This window comes from Sorangium sp. So ce362, assembly GCF_051519845.1.
Lineage (GTDB): Bacteria > Myxococcota_A > Polyangia > Polyangiales > Polyangiaceae > Sorangium.
Window position 1 is genome coordinate 2,207,260 of record NZ_CP150332.1, and the last position, 16,516, is coordinate 2,223,775.

The window sequence follows — 16,516 nt, forward strand, 5'->3', positions numbered from 1 at the left end:
CCGCGCCGCCTGGCCGCGCCGGTGGGCCGGACAGCGGAGTCGGCCCGGCGGGCTGCGCGCGTCAGCCGAGCTGAGCGCGGAGCGCCTCGTCCATGACGTCGAGCGGCGGCTCCCGCCCCGTGTAGAGCCGGAACTGCTCTGCTGCCTGGTGGAGGAGCATCCTCCCGCCGTGAACGGCGGTGGCCCCGCGCCGCCGCGCTGCCTCCACCAGCTCCGTGATCATCGGTTTGTACACGATGTCCATCACCAGGAGGCCCTCCCGCAACGCCTCTTCCGGGACAGGGCTCCGCGGGTCGACCTCGGCCATGCCGCGCGACGTCGCGTTGACGAGGACGTCGTGGTCGGGCGAGAGCGCCTCCCCGCCGTCCGCGTCGAGCGGCGCGGCCGCGCCGCCGACCGCCGCCGCGAGCTGCCGCGCCTTCTCGAGATCGCGGTTCGCGACCGTGACGCGGGCGCCGCGCTCCGCGAGCCCGAACGCGACCGCGCGCGCCGCCCCGCCCGCGCCGAGGAGCAGCACCCGCGCGCCTTCGAGCGGCGTCACCTCCTCGAGCGCCCGCACCGCGCCGATCCAGTCGGTATTGTAGCCCCGGAGGCGCCCGTCGTCGTTGACGATGGTGTTCACCGCGCCGATCCGCGCGGCGACGGGATCGATCTCGTCCAGCAATGGAATTACCGCCTGCTTGTAGGGCATCGACACACCCAGGCCGCGGATCCCGAGCGCCCGCATCCCGCGCGTCGCGCCTTCAACATCGGTCACCGCAAAAGGGATATAGGTAAATTCGAGCCCCAGCGCGCGGTAGCCGGCGAGGTGCATGGCGGCCCCTGTCGATACCGGATGACGCGACATTGATCCGCAGAGTGTGACGCGGCCCAGCTCCTGGGAGAACGATGCAGTCGACGAAGTACAGCCGTGCATGCAGCGAAGCTGGCCTGTCTCCGGCGCGGATGCTAGCCCCGCCAGCGATGAGCGAACCCAGCTCCCCCGGGCCGGCGGCGGAGGCTGCGACAGCGTGCCTCCAGCCCGTCAAGGCCGGCCTGTTCGTGCCCCGATCCGATCGCGCGTTCGCGCGGCGCGCCTACCGGACGGTCGCGCCGCTCGCCCGGAGCCTCTTCAAGGTCCTCGCGGCCCTCGTGATCCTCACGCTGGGTCGCTCGACCCTCGCGGACCAGTACCATGTGCCCACCGGCTCGATGTGGCCGACGATCGCCCCGGGCGATCGCATCCTCGTCGACAAGGTCGCCTACGGGGTTCGTGTTCCGCTCACGGATCGCTACCTGTTTGAGCGCAGCGGGCCGAGCGCCGGCGACGTGGTGCTCTTCGCGGATCCGCGCGGCGGCTCCACCCTCCTCGTCAAGCGCGTGATCGCGCTCCCTGGGCAGACGGTGATGCTCCGGCGAGGCTTGCTGTACGTCGACGGCGCGGCGCAGGCGATCGAGCAGCTCGGGGACGGCACGCGGGTGGAGCACCTCGGATCGGTCACGCACGCGGCGGGCGAGCCCGACCTCGCCGCGTTCGGGCCGGTCGTCGTGCCTCCGGACCACCTCTTCGTGATGGGCGACAACCGCGCCGCCTCGCTCGACAGCCGGGCGATGGGGGCGGTGCCGAGGGAGCTCGTCCGCGGCCGCGTGCTCAGCGTCGTCTATCACCACGACGCCGAGGGCTTCGACCTGTCCCGCGCCCTGCTGAGCGTCGACTGAGCGTCGACCGAGCGCCGACCGAGCGCCGCGGACCTACGCTTCGCCGCTCGTCATCATCGCCCTGATCTCGTCGCCGCTCAGGGTCTCGACCTCGTACAGCCTTGCGGCGATGCGCTCGAGCGTCGCGCGGCGCCCCTGGATCATCGCGCGCGCCCGCGCCTCCGCGTCCGCGAGGATCCGCGCGACCTCCGCGTCGATCTCGCGCGCGGTCGCGTCGCTGCACTCCCGCCCCGCGCCCGGTGCGGGCGCGCCCCGCGGCTCGCCCAGGAACGACAGCGGCCGGCGCGGCTCCAGCGCCGAGAGCCCCACCCCCTGGCCCATCCCGAGCTCCCGCACCATGCGGCGCGCGAGCTCCGTCGCGTTGAGCAGGTCGTCCTGCGCGCCGGTCGACAGGTCCCCGACGGCCTCCGCCTCGGCGGCGCGCCCGCCGAGCAGCACGACGAGCCGGTCGAGGATCTCCTGCCGGCTCCACAGGTAACGGTCCTCGCGCGGCTGCTGCATCGTGTACCCGAGCGCCCCCGCCCCGCGCGGCACGATCGACACCTTGCGCACCGGGTCCTGCGTCGGCAGCAGCGTGGCGGTCAGCGCGTGCCCCACCTCGTGGTAGGCGACCACGAGCTTCTCGCGCGCTCCGAGCCGCCGGCCCCGCCGCTCGATCCCCGCGATCCCGCGCTCGATCGCGGCCTCCATGTCGCTCTGCCTCACCGCGGCCGCCCTGCGCCGCGCCGCGAGCAGCGCCGCCTCGTTGACGATGTTCGCCAGGTCGGCCCCGACGAGCCCCGCGGTCTGCGCGGCCACGGCGTCGAGGTCCACGTCCGCATCGAGCACCACCTTCCTCCCGTGCACCGCGAGGATCTCCCTCCGCTCGGCGAGGTCGGGCCTGTCGACGTGCACCCGGCGGTCGAACCGCCCCGCCCTGAGGAGCGCCGGATCGAGGATCTCGGGGCGGTTCGTCGCGGCGAGCACGATCATCGCCGTGCGCGCGTCGAACCCGTCCATCTCGGTCAGGAGCTGGTTGAGCGTCTGCTCCCGCTCGTCATGGCCGCCGACGGAGCCGCCGATGCCGCGGGCCTTGCCGACCGCGTCGAGCTCGTCGATGAACACGAGGCAGGTCCCCTTCTCGCGCGCCTGGGAGAAGAGGTCGCGCACGCGCGCGGCGCCGACGCCGACGAACATCTCCACGAACTCCGACCCGCACGCGCTGAAGAAGGGGACGCTCGCCTCTCCCGCGATCGCCCGCGCCAGCAGCGTCTTGCCCGTGCCGGGCGGCCCCACCAGGAGCACCCCCCTGGGCATCCGGCCGCCGAGCTTCTCGTAGCGCTCGGGCGCCTTGAGGAAGTCGACGATCTCGCCGAGCTCGGCCTTCGCCTCGGCGCTGCCCGCGACGTCGCGGAACGTCGCCGTCGCCCCCCGCTCCTCGTAGAGCCGCGCCTTGTTCTTGCCGAACGCTGTCGCGGCGCTCGACACGTTCCCTGCCGCCGTCGCCCGCCGCGACGCGAGGTGGACCATCGCGACCAGCGCGGCGAGCGGCAGCGCCAGCCAGAGGTACGGCAGCAGCCCCCGCTCGTCCGCGACGCGCGTGTACGGGATTCCTCGCCGGTCGAGGTCGGCGAGCAGATCCTTCTCGGTCGGCTCGATGCGCCCCGTGCGGTAGCTCCGCGGCGCGCTCGCGCTCAGTCCGGGCACCGTTCGCCCGATGTACACGCCGTCCCGGATCTCGACCGCGGCGAGCTCTCCGCTCTCCGCGAGCGAGCGGAAGCGCGCGTAAGGAATGCGGCTGTCGGACGCCGCCACCACCTGAAGCAGCAGCGCCGAGCCGAGCACCATGACGAGAACAATCCAGATCGACCGCATGGCTCGCCTCCGCGCGGACAGGGGACGTTGCCCGCAGGCACGGCCCGTCGCCACGGTGCGCCCTGCACGGAGCCTGCCAAGGCGGCCAGTGGACCGTCGGAGGCAAGCCGTGGGAGGGCTCGATCCATGAGCCGCGCCGAGCGCGCCCGGCGCGGCATGGACGCACGGCGCGAACCGATCAACCCTGGTCGCATGGGGAGAGCTCTTTTCTTGATCATGGGTCCGTTGACGATGCTGCTGTTCGGGTGCGGCGGGGCTCCGCCACCTCCGGCCGAGCAGCCCGAGCCCGCGCGGCCGGAGGAGCCCGCGCCGGGCGCCGAGCCCACGCCGGAGGCCGCCCTGGGCGTCGAGGCGCCGGAGGCGGAGCCCGCTGCGACGACGCCGTCCGCGGCGCCGCGGCGCGACGACTCGGTGCCCGACGACTATGCGCTCATGCATGGCGACTGCGTGGATCTCGGCAAGCAGCTCACGGCGCTCACGCGCACGGAGCAGGTCGCGGCGCTGAGCGCCAAGCTGACGCCGGAGCAGCGGGGCGAGACCGAGAAGAAGATCGACGCGGTCGCGGCCACCCTCGGGGAGCAGTATGCGCAGGCGTGCGAGCAGAACGTCGGCAAGCACGTGGATCCGAGGTCGCTCAAGTGCGCGTTCGACGCGCGGAGCGTCAGGGCGTTCGAGGCCTGCCTCAACGCGCCGCCGCCCGCCAAGTGACGCCTCCGCGGCGCGCGCCGGATGACGGCGCGCTCGATGCAGATATAATGTGGCCCCGCATGGACGCTTCGCTCCTCGACGACCCCTGGATCGCCGCTCAGGTCGACGCCGCCGTGGCGCCTTACGTGGGTCGCCTGCCGGCGCAAGAGGTCGCGTGGATGCGCGAGCAGCTCGCGGAGGTCTTGCTGCACGACGAGGAGGCGATCCGCCTCCTTCGGCGCGCGCAACCGCGCGAGGTCGACGAGAGCGGCGAGCGGGCTTTCGGGGTGCTCGGCGCAGCGGGGCGCGCCAAGGCGGGTTAGCGGTGCGCACTGCGGAAGACCGGCTGGTCGCCGAGGGACTCGACCTGCTCCGGCTGGTCGCGAAGCGCATCGCGCGCCGTCTGGGCCGCCGCATCCCGGTCGAGGACCTCGTCGCGCTCGGGCACCCGGCGCTGCTCGATGTGGTGCGGACGCACGATCCGAGCCGATCCACGTTCGAGGCGTACGCCAAGAGGAAGATCCGCTGGGCGATCTTCGACGGCATCCGGCGGGAGACGCGCTGGCGATCCGCGGCCGCGCGGGCCAGCGCGCTCGCTGCGTCGGCGCGGTTCGCGGAGGGGCGCGGCGCGGACGACGACGCGCCTGCCACGCAGGAGGCCTACGCCGCGCGGCTCGGCGGCCTGCTCGCCGGGCACGCGGCCGCGATGGCGCTCGGCCTGCTCTCGGCCCAGGGCGACGTCGCCGCGGTCCCGGACGCCGCCGACAGCCCCGAGGAGCGCGCCTCGCGCGCCGAGCTCGCGCAGGCCGTGCGGCACGCCGTGCGCGAGCTCCCCGAGCGCGAGCGCGCCCTCGTCGAGCGCCACTACTTCGACGACGAGCGCTTCGATCAGATCGCGCAGGATCTCGGGATCAGCAAGAGCTGGGCGAGCCGCCTGCACACTCAGGCCATCGAGCGGCTGGGCGAGCTGCTCCGCACCCTGCGCTGACGCGCGCCGAGGCGCGGGCGCGTCGTGTCCCCATCGACGGACCGCCGTCAGCGCTGCCGGCTGTTGACCGAGCGGAGATACGGGGCCCGCTCGTCGTCGCTGACCGGCTCGTTGCTGATCACGCGGTGGTCGCGCGGCATGAAGTTCACGAGCCGGACCATCATGTGGTCCATCGCGACGGTCAGCTGCCCTTTGCGGCGGAGCTCCGCGGCCTCCTGGAAGGTCTGCACCTTGGGATCGTAGGCGATCATGTGCAGGTCTCGCCCGAACGGCTCGGGCAGGTCTTCCACCTCGACGATCTTGTAAATGCGGATCCCTCCGACCTTCTCGGTGGCCGCGACCACGGCGCCGACGACCAGATCCTTGCCTGTCGGATCGGAGGTCTCGGGGACGGGGGGAGTGCGGTTACAGGCCGGTGCGAGCGTCAGGGTGCCGGCGCACACGGCGGCGGCGAGTGCGATCGACCTCATGGGCGCTGAATAACATCGATGCGACCCGGCGCAAGCGCCTACTGCGCGCGACGCGGGGGAACGCGGCGCGCCGCGAGGTCGACCGCCGCCGCGTGGCAGCGCCGTGGTAGACGCGCCGTCGAGACACCGGTCGGGAGCGATCCCTGGAGGAATGCGATCATGCGACTCGAGGACACGAGGTTTGTCGTCACAGGCGCCGCCCAGGGGCTGGGTCGTCACTATGCGCTGCGGCTCGCGGAGCTCGGGGGCCAGGTCGCCGCGGGCGACGTGAACGAGGAGGGGCTCGCGTCGCTGGTCGAGGCGAGCCAGGGGCTCCCCGGGAAGGTCCACGCGCGGCCCTTCAACGTGGCGGTGGAGGCGGAGGTCGAGGCGTTCGTCCGCTTCGCGCACGGGGCGATGGGCGGCCTGAACGGCCTCGTGAACAACGCCGGCATCCTGCGGGACGGCCTCCTGGTCAAGAAGGACCGCCAGACGGGCGCGGTCGTCAAGCTGAGCGCGGCGCAGTGGCAGGCCGTCATCGACGTCAACCTGACGGGCGCCACGCTCATGGTCCGCGAGGTCGTCGCGAAGATGGTCGAGACCGAGCAGAAGGGCGTCATCGTCAACATCAGCTCCATCGCGCGCCACGGCAACCGCGGCCAGTCGAACTACACCGCCGCGAAGAGCGCGCTCGCGGCGAACACGAAGACGTGGGCGCTCGAGTTCGCGCCGTTCGGCATCCGCGTCGGCGCGGTCGCGCCCGGCATGATCGAGACGCCCATGACGCAGGGCATGCACCAGAAGGCGCGCGACGCCCTGGTCGCCATGATCCCGGTCGGCCGCATCGGCGTGCCTGAGGACATCTGGCAGGCCGTGCGCTTCGTGATCGAGTGCGAGTACTTCAACGGCCGCTGCATCGACGTCGACGGCGGCCTCACGATGTGACGCCGCCGTCGCGGCGGCGTCCCTGCGTACCCACCGCGTCCCTGTGTACACCCCACCGCGTCCCGGCCGTCCTGCCGCGTCCCGGCCGTCCTGCCGCGTCCCATGCCGTCCTGCCGCGTCCCTGCGTTCTCGCCCCGCCCCGGACCACGAGCCACCCCGGAGATCCGCCCACGAAACATTCTCGCTTGACGCGTCGATGTTGAAAGCTATGTTCAATATCAATCTACCCGTTAACGGAGCCGGGGGTCTGCATGTACGTCTGCCTCTGCATGGGCGTCTGTGATCGAGAGATTCGCGAAGCGATGAACGAGGGGGCTTGTTCCGTGGCAGAGGTGATGGAGTGCACGGGCGCCGGTACGCGGTGCGGCTCCTGCCAGCCGACGATCGCCAAGCTCATCGGCGATGATGAGGGCGCCTCCCCGCCCGTCGCCGCGCCGCGCCGCCTGGCGATGGCGCCGGCCTCCAGCGCCGCCTGATTCTCTGGATCGCGCCGCTGCGCTCCGATTTCCTGGGGCCGGCGGGGGCTGCCGCCTGTTTTCTTAGAAATTTCTTGCGCAATTCCGCTGAGCTTGCGCATTTGACCTGGGCGCTGGCGCTCCAGCCGGCGCACCCCTGCCTGCAGGCGGGGCGAGCACGACAGGCACGAGCGCGAGAGGGTACGATGAAGGGTGCGAAAGACATCGTCGACGTGTTGAACGAGGTGCTCGCGGGAGAGCTCGTCGCGATCAACCAGTACTTCCTGCACGCGAAGATGTGCGCGCACTGGGGCTTCGTCACGCTCGCCGCGCACGGCCGCGCCGAGTCGATCGACGAGATGAAGCACGCCGATGCGATCATCGATCGCATCCTCTTCCTGGAGGGGCTGCCCAACCTGCAGCGCCTGGACACCCTTCACATCGGGCAGACCGTGCCGGAGCAGCTCAAGAGCGACCTCGAGCTCGAGTACCAGGCGGTCAAGCGGCTCAACGCGGCGATCGCCCTCTGCCGCGACAAGGGAGATCGCACCTCCGAGGAGCTCCTGGCCAAGATCCTCGAGTCCGAGGAGGAGCACGTCGACTGGCTCGAGACGCAGATCGGTCTGATCGAGAAGCTTGGCGAGACGGCCTACCTGTCCCAGCAGATCCGCGAGTAGGGTAGGGTGGGGGGCTCGCCCCGCGCCGGCGGCGCACCCCGCGCGCCTCCTGGCGGCGGAGGCCGCGCTTGACGTACGATACGCTGGACGCATGTCCAAGCCGCCGCGGACGACCGCGCTCGCGCGGTTCCGCGCCAGCTCGGCGCGTCGGTCGTGCTCGTCGCGCCGCGCCCGTCCCGCGAGGAGGATGAGCGCGGCGGGGGAAATCCATGTCGAAGATTCTTGTCGTCGATGACCAGCGGAACATGCGGACCACGCTCGCGATGATGCTGCGTGGCGCGGGGTACGAGGTCGATGAAGCGGCCGACGGCAGCCAGGGCGCCGACCTGGGCGCCAAGGGCGCGTACGACGTCGTGCTCACCGACCTGCGGATGGGCGGCTTCGACGGCATCGGCGTCCTGCGCGCGGTGAAGGAGTCGAACGCGAACACCGAGGTCATCGTGATGACCGCGTACGGCACCATCGAGAGCGCGGTCGAGGCGATGCGGCTCGGCGCGTTCGACTACATCCAGAAGCCGTTCTCGGAGCAGGAGCTGCTCGTGAAGGTGGAGCGCGCGATCCAGAACCGGAAGCTCACCGGGGAGGTGCAGCTGCTCGCCAGCGAGTTCAAGGAGCGCTACCGGTTCGAGAACATCGTTGGCCGCTCGCAGGCGGTCCGCGAGGTGCTGGGCCGGATCGTGAAGGTCGCGCCGACCGACGCGACGGTGCTCATCACCGGCGAGAGCGGCACCGGCAAGGAGCTGGTCGCCAAGGCCATCCACGCCAACAGCAAGCGCGCGGATCGCCCGTTCGTCCCGGTGAACTGCGCCGCCATCAGCGAGACGCTCCTCGAGAGCGAGCTGTTCGGACACGCGCGCGGCTCGTTCACGGGCGCGATCTCGGCGAGGAAGGGGCTGTTCGAGGAGGCCGACGGGGGCACGTTCTTCTTCGACGAGATCGCCGAGACCCCGCTCACCTTCCAGGCGAAGCTGCTCCGCGCGATCCAGGAGAACGAGATCCGCCGGGTGGGCGAGAACAAGCCCATCCACGTCGACGTGCGCATCATCGCCGCGACGAACCAGGAGCTCCTGGGCGCGGTGTCGGAGAAGCGGTTCCGCCAGGACCTCTATTACCGGCTGAACGTCGCGCGCTTCGTGCTCCCGCCGCTGCGCTCGAGGCGCGAGGACATCCCGATCCTCTGGGAGTTCTTCCTCGAGAAGTACAACCGGAAGATGACCTGTCGCGCGCGCGCCGCGGACGGCGTCGTCGAGGCGCTGACGCAGTACGATTTCCCGGGCAACATTCGCGAGCTCGAGAACATGGTGGAGCAGGCGGTGGCGCTCTCGGGCGGCGGCGTCATCAGCGTCGACGACGTACTGCCCGCCGCGTTGCTGCCGACGCGGGCGCCCGAAGGTGGCGGCAGGCTGCTCGCCGACGTTGTCGACTGCGCCGAGCGCCAGGCGATCGAGGCCGCGCTGCGGGAGTGCGACGGCAGCCGGGAGCGCGCCGCCGAGGTGCTCGGGATCAGCGCCACCACCCTGTGGCGCAAGATGACCCGCCTGGCGATCACGTATCCCCCGGGCTGAGCCGTCGCCTCCTCAGCCGGCCTCCCCGTTCCTGACGACCAGGCTCGGCAGGGCGTTCCCTCGGGATACAGCAGGCGCCCGCAGACCCGGCCGAGCATGCCTGTGCTCACCTGGTTGAGCCATCTGCTACTCACCGGGCTCAGCCGGCGTGCGCCTGCGCGCGCCTGGCGGAGTTTCGACCAGGACGTACGACCGGGCTGAGCAACACCCCTGACTCAGCAGTAAGATTGGGCAGCTAGCCCACGTTGGGTTGCACCTTTGCAATGTCAGCGCGTCGGGATTTGCCTTAGTGCAATGGGTCAGCTGATGTAGACTGTGCGCTTCTGTTTCACTTCGGCGTCGACGACAGCAACTCGATGATTCGTCAGCTTGGCCCGGTAATTGCTAGGTCGTAGACCGATAGGCGTAGTCATCGTTGGCGGCGCTCGCCGCAGGAGGACGCTTAATGGCCCGCATGCTGATCGTGGACGATGAGAATTCCCAGCGTCGCGCCCTTTCAGCTGGGCTAAGCGTCGAGGGGTTCGAGGTCGTGTTCGCCGCCTCGTTCCAGGATGCGAACCGCGTCCTCGGCTCTTCCCCGGTCGACGTGGCGATGATCGACCTGATGATGCCCGATCTGAACGGCCTGGAGCTCGCGCGTCACATCCGGCATGCGTTCCCGAGGGTGCGGGTCGTGCTTTCCAGCGCGTATCACCTCTCCGCGCGCCAGGTCGAGCGCGCCGACTGCGGCGCCGTGGCCTTCGTCCCGAAGCCGTACAAGGTGGGCGAGATCTGTCGCTTCCTCCGCGCCAAGACGGACGTGCTCACGCCCGCGTCGTGCTAGTAGCGCGGCGTGCGCTGCGAGCTGCTCGATTACGAACTCCCTGAAGCGCTCATCGCGTCGCGGCCCCCCGAGGAGCGGGACGGCGCCAGGCTCCTCCTGGTCGACCGCGGCCGAGGGGCCGGCGACGTCGAGCACGCCGCGATCCGCGACCTCGGCCGGTACGTCGAGCGCGGCGCGCTCGTCGTCGTCAATGACACGAAGGTCGTGCCCGCCCGGCTGTTCGGCAAGAAGCGTGGCACCGGCGGGCAGGTGGAGCTCTTCCTGCTGCACCGGCTGGACGAGGCGCCGGCCGGGGCGGAGGACCTCGCTCGCGGGCCCCGGGAGCTCGCCGGCGGGCCCGGGGAGAGCGCGGCGCACCCCGAGCGCTGGCGAGCGATGGGGCGCGCCTCCAAGCCGATCCGCCCGGGCGCGGTGCTCGATCTCGAGCGCGACGGGGCGCTCGTCGCGGAGGTGCTGGAGCGCGCAGAGGACGGGGTGCTCACGGTGCAGCTCTCCTCGCCGGCAGGGCTGTCCGTCGCGGCGGCGATCGATGCCTACGGGCACGTCCCGCTCCCTCCCTATCTCGGCCGGGGCGACGACGCGTCCGATCGCGAGCGCTACCAGACCATCTTCGCCCGCGTCCCGGGCGCGGTCGCTGCGCCCACGGCGGGCCTCCACCTCTCGCCCGGCCTCGTCGAGCGGCTCCGCGCGAACGGGGTCGAGATCGCGAGCGTCACGCTGCACGTCGGCCTCGGCACGTTCCAGCCGGTCACGGTCGACGACCTCGACCTGCACCCGATGCACGCCGAGGTCTACTCGGTCCCCGAGGCGACCGCCGGCGCGGTCGCGGCCGCGCGCGAGCGCGGCGCGCCGGTGATCGCGATCGGCACCACCGTGGTGCGCGCGCTCGAGAGCGCGGCCGACCCGGCGCGCGCGGGCCTCGTGCGGGCGCAGTCCGGGGAGACGCGCCTCTTGATCCAGCCCGGCTACCGGTTCCAGGTCATCGACGCCCTGTTGACGAACTTCCACCTGCCGCGCTCGACGCTGCTCGCGCTCGTGTTCGCCTTCGCCGGCCGCGAGCGCGCGCTCCTCGCGTACCGCGCGGCGATCGACGCCGGCTACCGCTTCTACTCGTACGGCGACGCCATGCTGATCTCCGGAGCGAGCGCGTCATGATCCGGACGCCTGGCTTCGCCTTCTCCGAGCTCGCGCGGGACGGTCATGCCCGCACGGGCGTGCTCTCCACGCCGCACGGCGACGTGCTGACCCCGACGTTCATGCCGGTCGGCACCCAGGGCAGCGTGAAGACGCTGGCCCCCGGCGAGGTGGCCGCGACCGGCGCGAGGATCGTCCTCGGCAACACGTACCACCTGTGGCTCCGCCCGGGCCCCGAGCTCGTCGCGCAGCTCGGCGGCCTGCACGCGTTCACCCGCTGGCCGCACGCGATGCTCACGGACTCCGGCGGCTTCCAGGCCTTCTCGCTCGCCGAGCGGCGCACCCTCACGGAGGACGGCTTCGTGTTCCGCTCGCACCTCGACGGCGCCCGCAAGGCGCTCACGCCCGAGGTCGCGATGGAGGTGCAGGGGCTGCTCGGGGCCGACATCGCGATGCAGCTCGACGTGTGCCCGCCCGGCGGCGCGCCGCACGCGGAGGTCGAGGAGGCCTGCCGCCTGACGACGCGCTGGGGGAAGCGCTGCCTCGCCGCCAAGCGCCCCACCCAGGCGCTCTTCGGTATCGTGCAGGGCGGCACCTCGGCCGCCCTCCGCACGGCGCACGCGGACGAGCTCGGCGCGTTGCCGTTCGACGGGCTCGCCCTGGGCGGCTTCTCCGTGGGCGAGCCGATCCCGCTGATGCACGAGGTCGTCGCGCAGATCGCGCCGCACCTCGACCCTTCGCGCCCCCGCTATCTCATGGGCGTCGGGACGCCGCTCGACCTCATTCACGCCGTCGGCGCCGGGGTCGACATGTTCGATTGCGTGCTCCCCACCCGGAACGCTCGCAACGGGCAGGCGCTCACGCAGCACGGCAAGATCGTCATCAAGCAGGCGCGCTACAAGGAAGACCGATCTCCGCTCGACCCGACCTGCGCCTGCCCGACCTGCGTCGGGGGGTACAGCCGCGCGTACCTGAGGCACCTCTACATGGCGGGCGAGATCCTCGTGCTGCGCCTGCTGACGGAGCACAACCTCCACCTGTATGGCCGCCTGATGCGCGAAGCGCGCGCGGCCATCGCCGAGGGGCGGTACGCGGCGTTCGCCCGCGCGTGGCTCGGCGCGCCCGATGTGACCGAGTGATCGAGCCACCCTACATCGTCTCCATGGCCTCTTCGACGCGCTCCCGACGCGGGCGCGGCGGGGATCGCGCGGCGGGCGCAACGTCCGCGCTGTCCGGAGGGTTCCGGAGTAACATGGGCGCATGGTGAGCTCTCGCCTCCGCCGCGCCGCGCGCTCGCATCCGCGTGCGCCGGGCGACCTCTCGGCCGCGCTCGACCAGGCGGTAGGCCCGAGCCGCCGGCGCACGAGCCCGAGCCGGTCGTGCCAGCCGAACGCTCGCCTTCGCGCGCGGGTCGCGTGCTTGCCCGCGCTTTCCTCGTCCATTAGCCTTCGGACTCGGCCCGCGGAATGACGCAAGACGCCAACAAGAAGCCGCTCGGACGCATCCTCCTCCAGCAAAGGGCGGTCACCCAGCCCCAGCTCGAACAAGCGCTCCTCGATGCGCGTGCAAAGGGAGTTCCCCTCGCCACGAACCTCATCGAGAGCGGCACCGTCTCCGAGGTCGCTGCGCTGAAGGCCCTCTCCGAGCAGAGCGGTGTTCCTGGCATCGATCTCAACCAGGTCTGCATCAAGCTGAGCGACCTCTCGATCCTGCCCCGCGAGATCGCCGCGAAGCACAAGCTCCTGCCCGTGCTCGTCCGCGAGGACCGCATCCTCGTGGCCATGGCGGCGCCCGCCGACAAGAAGGTGATCGACGAGCTCGAGTTCGTGACCGGCAAGCGCGTCTTCCCGTACATCGCGCTCGCGGGCCCCCTCGTGCGGACCATCGTGGCCGCCTACGACATGAAGGAGCAGGGCGAGCCGTTCTACGTCGGCGCCAAGTGCCCGCCCGAGGTGCTGAAGCGGGCCGGGCTCGGCGCCGCGGCGGCGTCTGCTCCCGAAGCGCCGCCCGCGCCCGCCCCTTCGCAGCCTGCGCCGCGCCGGTCTGCGTCCGCCGTGCCGCCGGCGACGGTGGCCCATCCCCCTGCCGCTCCCCCCCCTGCGCCCAGCGCCCCGCCGCCGGCGCGACCCGCGCCGGAGCGCTCGCGCGACGAGGCGGAGATCTCGTTCGCCGATCTCACCGACGAACCGAGCCCGCCCGCCGCTTCGCCGGGCCGCATGTCCTCGGCGGGGCCGCCGCTCGTCGTCGACGACGCCATGCGGAGGGCAGCGGCAGCCGACGAGCTCACGGACACGGATTTCGGCACCGCCGACCGCGACCTGTCCGTTGTCGAGTCGCTCCCGGGCGCGAGCAAGGCGCCGCAGGGCGATCAGACCACGATCCTTGTCGTCGACGACGAGCCCGAGATCCGGAAGCTGCTCCGCCGCATCTTCGAGGAGCGCGGGTACCGCGTCGAGGAGGCCGACCGCGGGCTCCTCGCCCTGCGCATGGTCAAGGAGCACCCGCCCGACGTGATGATCCTCGACGCCATGTTGCCCGAGGTGCACGGCTTCGACATCGCCCGCCGCATGAAGGGCACGCAGCGCTACGGCCACATCCCGATCATCATGATCTCGGCCGTCTACCGCGGGTGGCGCTTCGCCGAGGACCTGAAGTCGAGCTACGGCGTGGAGGCCTATATCGAGAAGCCGTTCCGCGTCGCCGATGTCGTCGCCGCCGTGGAGAACGCGCTCCAGGCGCGCTCGATCCGCGGGGATCAGGACCGGATTTCGGCAGAGGCGGAGCGCCTCCTCGCCGCGGGGATCGCGGCGTACCGCGCGGGCGATTTCGATAAAGCCGTGCGGCACCTGCGCGAGGGCACGGCGATCGATCCGCTCGCCTACCGGCTGCACTTCCACCTCGGCCTGCTCTACGGCAAGCAGGGCCAGCTCTACGACGCCATCCAGGAGCTGGAGACGGCGCTGCACATCAACGGCAAGCACTTCCCCGCGCTGAAGAACCTCGCCGTGCTCTACCAGAAGGCCGGGTTCCGCAACAAAGCCATCGAGACGTGGGAGCGCGCCCTGGGCGTCGCGCCCGATGACCCGACGCGGCAATCCATCAAGGAGCATCTGCTCGGGTTGCTCTGACCGCCTACCCCATGTCGTCCGGGGCCAAGCTGTCGTAGACTGCGCCGATTCCACCGGCAGGCGCGTCCTTGGATGAAATTCATCTGCGATAACTGCAAGGCCAAGTACCAGATCGGCGACGAGAAGGTCGCCGGCAAGATGGTGCGGATGCAGTGCCGGCGATGCGGGCACCTCATTCAGGTGAGCGCGAGCGTCACCGAGAGCTCCGTGGCGCGGGCTCTCCCGGTCGAGCCGCCGCGCGCGGCCGGCGACGACGCGCAGATCGCCCCTCCGAGCGACGAGGCGCCGCCCGCCGGGGTCGGCGCCGGTGGCGCGAGCGCCCCGAGGCCGCCGCCGGCTTCTGCCCTGGGCCACGGCGCCGCGCCGTCGCCGCCCCGGCCGGCATCGCAGGCCCTCCCGCGCCCGGGAGGCGCGCCTCGACCTCCGGCGGCGCCGCGCGCCGCGCCCGGACCGGTATCGAGCCCGCGCCCGGCGCCCGCGCCCGCCGCAGCGCGGGCCGCTCAGCCGGCGCCCGCCGCGGCGCGGGCCGCCCAGCCGGCGCCCGCGGCTCCAGCCGTGCCCGCCGCCCGGACGGAGCCCATGCCGCCGGCGGGGGCCGCCAGCGCGTTCACGCGATCGATGTCCAACGACCGGCCGCTCGGGAAGACGCCGGCCGCGCGCACGACGTCGAGCGAGGACTGGTACGTCGGGGTCGGCGGCGTCCCGCTCGGCCCGGTGCGGCTCGCCGTCATCCGCGAGAAGGCGCTGGTCGGCGCGGTGGACGGCGACTCGCTCGTCTGGCGCGAGGGCTTCGACGAGTGGCTGCCCCTCAAGAACTTCCCGGAGCTGCTCGAGATCGTCACCCAGGCCCAGTCCACCCGCGTGTCCGCGCCCGCGCGCCGCACAAGCAGCACGGGCTTCTCTGTCGGCCACCAGCAGGTCCCGCCCTCGACGAAGGCGCCCTCGTCGGCGAGGGTCCCTCCGCTCGCTGCGGCCGCGCCCGCGCGCTCGGCAACGCGCGAGCCGGAGCCTCCCGGCCTGAGCGAGCGGTCGCCGGTGGGCGTCGGCTCGGTCGCTGCCTTCTCCGCGACGGGGACGCCCGCTGCGAGCGCGCCGGCCGGGTGGCCCGACGCGTCTGGGGGCGCCGCGCGGGCCCACGCCGTGGGCGCGGCGCCGGTCGAGGTGCTGGCCGATCCGTTTGCGGCCGGGCCGGCGGCCGCCGTCGCCTCCGCGCCGAGATCCGAGCTGGCGCCGCCCGTCTCGGCCGACGTCGCTCGCGGCGCAGGCGGCCTTTCCCTCGGCGGCTCGCCCTCGGCAACGGCCCGCGCGGGCGGCCCGCCGTCTGTGACGTCGGCGCCGGCCGGTGGCCTTTCCTCCGCGGAGCCCGCCCCCCTCGTGGCCAACCCGGGCAGCCTGGTGGAGACGGTCGCGCCGAGGCGGCGCTCGGGCATGAGCCCGCTCGCCTACGCCTTCATCGCCATGGCAGCGGCGTTCGGCGGCGTCTCCGCCTATGTCCTGCTGTCGCCCAAGCCGCAGCAGGCCCCCGTGCAGGTCGTGACCGCGCCGCCGAGCCACCCGGCCGACCTGCCCACGGCCGCCCCTCCGCCGCCGCCGAGCGTCGAGCCGGAGACGCCTCCGGCGGCCGAGACGGCGTCTGCCAGACCGGAGCCCGCCTCGCCCGGCAAGCCGGGCGCCGTGGCGAGCCAGCGCCCCCAGCCGGAGAAGCCCGTCGCTTCCGCGACAGCTGCTCCGCTCGATCGATCCGGGTTCGGCGCCGGGGTCCCCGGCCCGACGTCAGGGCCGGGCAGCCAGGGCGCCGGCTCCGGCTTGAGCCAGCTCTCTCAAGGGGAGATCGCCGGCGTCGTCGAGGCGAACCGGCCGAGCGTCCGGCGCCACTGCTGGCAGCCCGCCCTCGACGCGCGCGACCGCAACGCATCCACCACAGCCCGCGTCTCGGCTTCCGTGGTCATCGGCGCGTCGGGCGCCGTCCAGTCCGTCTCGGCCGGCGGCTCGGAGAAGGACTACCCCAGCCTGGCGAGCTGTATCGGCTCGCGGATCAAGTCCTGGCGGTTTCCCCCGTCCTCGGGCACCACGCCCGTGACCATTCCGTTCGTCTTCGCCGCCCAGTGAGCAC

At 72.3% G+C, this 16,516-nt stretch carries 16 protein-coding genes; 13 read left to right on the forward strand and 3 right to left on the reverse strand.

The annotated features are described in order from the left end of the window. Positions 1–61: 61 nt before the first annotated feature. Positions 62–916 (reverse strand): shikimate dehydrogenase, encoded by an 855-nt coding sequence (locus WMF17_RS08720; protein ID WP_437601501.1) that lies wholly within the window; start codon positions 914–916, stop codon positions 62–64. Positions 917–963: 47 nt separating this feature from the next. Between WMF17_RS08720 and lepB the strand changes: the two genes are divergently transcribed. Next, positions 964–1,698 carry a signal peptidase I gene (lepB, locus tag WMF17_RS08725; protein ID WP_437648903.1) on the forward strand — a complete coding sequence of 245 codons (735 nt, stop codon included), beginning with the start codon at positions 964–966 and terminating at the stop codon, positions 1,696–1,698. Between the two features lie 33 nt (positions 1,699–1,731). On the opposite strand, the gene ftsH is transcribed toward lepB, so the two are convergent. Then, positions 1,732–3,552 (reverse strand): ATP-dependent zinc metalloprotease FtsH, encoded by a 1,821-nt coding sequence (ftsH, locus tag WMF17_RS08730; RefSeq protein WP_437648904.1) that lies wholly within the window; start codon positions 3,550–3,552, stop codon positions 1,732–1,734. A 216-nt stretch (positions 3,553–3,768) separates the two neighbouring features. Between ftsH and WMF17_RS08735 the strand changes: the two genes are divergently transcribed. The 3 genes from WMF17_RS08735 to WMF17_RS08745 are packed head-to-tail and all read left to right on the forward strand — an operon-like array spanning position 3,769 to position 5,227. Continuing rightward, positions 3,769–4,260 (forward strand): hypothetical protein, encoded by a 492-nt coding sequence (locus tag WMF17_RS08735; RefSeq protein WP_437648905.1) that lies wholly within the window; start codon positions 3,769–3,771, stop codon positions 4,258–4,260. Positions 4,261–4,319: 59 nt separating this feature from the next. Then, positions 4,320–4,562, forward strand: a complete 243-nt coding sequence (locus WMF17_RS08740; protein WP_437601505.1) for a hypothetical protein — start codon at positions 4,320–4,322, stop codon at positions 4,560–4,562. Between the two features lie 2 nt (positions 4,563–4,564). Continuing rightward, positions 4,565–5,227, forward strand: coding sequence for a sigma-70 family RNA polymerase sigma factor (locus WMF17_RS08745; protein ID WP_437648906.1), 663 nt, complete (start codon positions 4,565–4,567; stop codon positions 5,225–5,227). Positions 5,228–5,274: 47 nt separating this feature from the next. On the opposite strand, the gene WMF17_RS08750 is transcribed toward WMF17_RS08745, so the two are convergent. Continuing rightward, positions 5,275–5,697 (reverse strand): hypothetical protein, encoded by a 423-nt coding sequence (locus tag WMF17_RS08750; protein WP_437601507.1) that lies wholly within the window; start codon positions 5,695–5,697, stop codon positions 5,275–5,277. A gap of 159 nt (positions 5,698–5,856) precedes the next feature. Here WMF17_RS08750 and WMF17_RS08755 point away from each other — a divergent pair, with 159 nt between their 5' ends. The 9 genes from WMF17_RS08755 (at position 5,857) to WMF17_RS08795 (ending at position 16,512) form a co-directional block, all read left to right on the forward strand. Continuing rightward, positions 5,857–6,621 (forward strand): SDR family oxidoreductase, encoded by a 765-nt coding sequence (locus WMF17_RS08755; protein WP_437601508.1) that lies wholly within the window; start codon positions 5,857–5,859, stop codon positions 6,619–6,621. Positions 6,622–6,872: 251 nt separating this feature from the next. Continuing rightward, on the forward strand, positions 6,873–7,097 hold the full coding sequence (locus tag WMF17_RS08760) for a (2Fe-2S)-binding protein (RefSeq protein ID WP_437648907.1): 225 nt from the start codon (positions 6,873–6,875) through the stop codon (positions 7,095–7,097). Positions 7,098–7,282: 185 nt separating this feature from the next. Then, on the forward strand, positions 7,283–7,753 hold the full coding sequence (gene bfr, locus WMF17_RS08765; RefSeq protein ID WP_437601510.1) for a bacterioferritin: 471 nt from the start codon (positions 7,283–7,285) through the stop codon (positions 7,751–7,753). A 209-nt stretch (positions 7,754–7,962) separates the two neighbouring features. Continuing rightward, positions 7,963–9,318, forward strand: coding sequence for a sigma-54-dependent transcriptional regulator (locus WMF17_RS08770; protein WP_437601511.1), 1,356 nt, complete (start codon positions 7,963–7,965; stop codon positions 9,316–9,318). A 415-nt stretch (positions 9,319–9,733) separates the two neighbouring features. After that, on the forward strand, positions 9,734–10,141 hold the full coding sequence (locus tag WMF17_RS08775) for a response regulator (RefSeq protein ID WP_437601512.1): 408 nt from the start codon (positions 9,734–9,736) through the stop codon (positions 10,139–10,141). Between the two features lie 9 nt (positions 10,142–10,150). After that, positions 10,151–11,296, forward strand: coding sequence for a tRNA preQ1(34) S-adenosylmethionine ribosyltransferase-isomerase QueA (gene queA / locus WMF17_RS08780; protein ID WP_437601513.1), 1,146 nt, complete (start codon positions 10,151–10,153; stop codon positions 11,294–11,296). After that, the gene (gene tgt, locus WMF17_RS08785) at positions 11,293–12,414 is read left to right on the forward strand and encodes a tRNA guanosine(34) transglycosylase Tgt (RefSeq protein WP_437601514.1); all 1,122 of its coding nucleotides are present in this window, start codon (positions 11,293–11,295) and stop codon (positions 12,412–12,414) included. The genes queA and tgt overlap by 4 nt, the downstream gene beginning before the upstream one ends. Before the next feature lie 327 nt (positions 12,415–12,741). Beyond that, the gene (locus tag WMF17_RS08790; protein WP_437601515.1) at positions 12,742–14,403 is read left to right on the forward strand and encodes a response regulator; all 1,662 of its coding nucleotides are present in this window, start codon (positions 12,742–12,744) and stop codon (positions 14,401–14,403) included. A gap of 72 nt (positions 14,404–14,475) precedes the next feature. Beyond that, on the forward strand, positions 14,476–16,512 hold the full coding sequence (locus WMF17_RS08795; protein ID WP_437601516.1) for a GYF domain-containing protein: 2,037 nt from the start codon (positions 14,476–14,478) through the stop codon (positions 16,510–16,512). Positions 16,513–16,516: the final 4 nt, after the last annotated feature.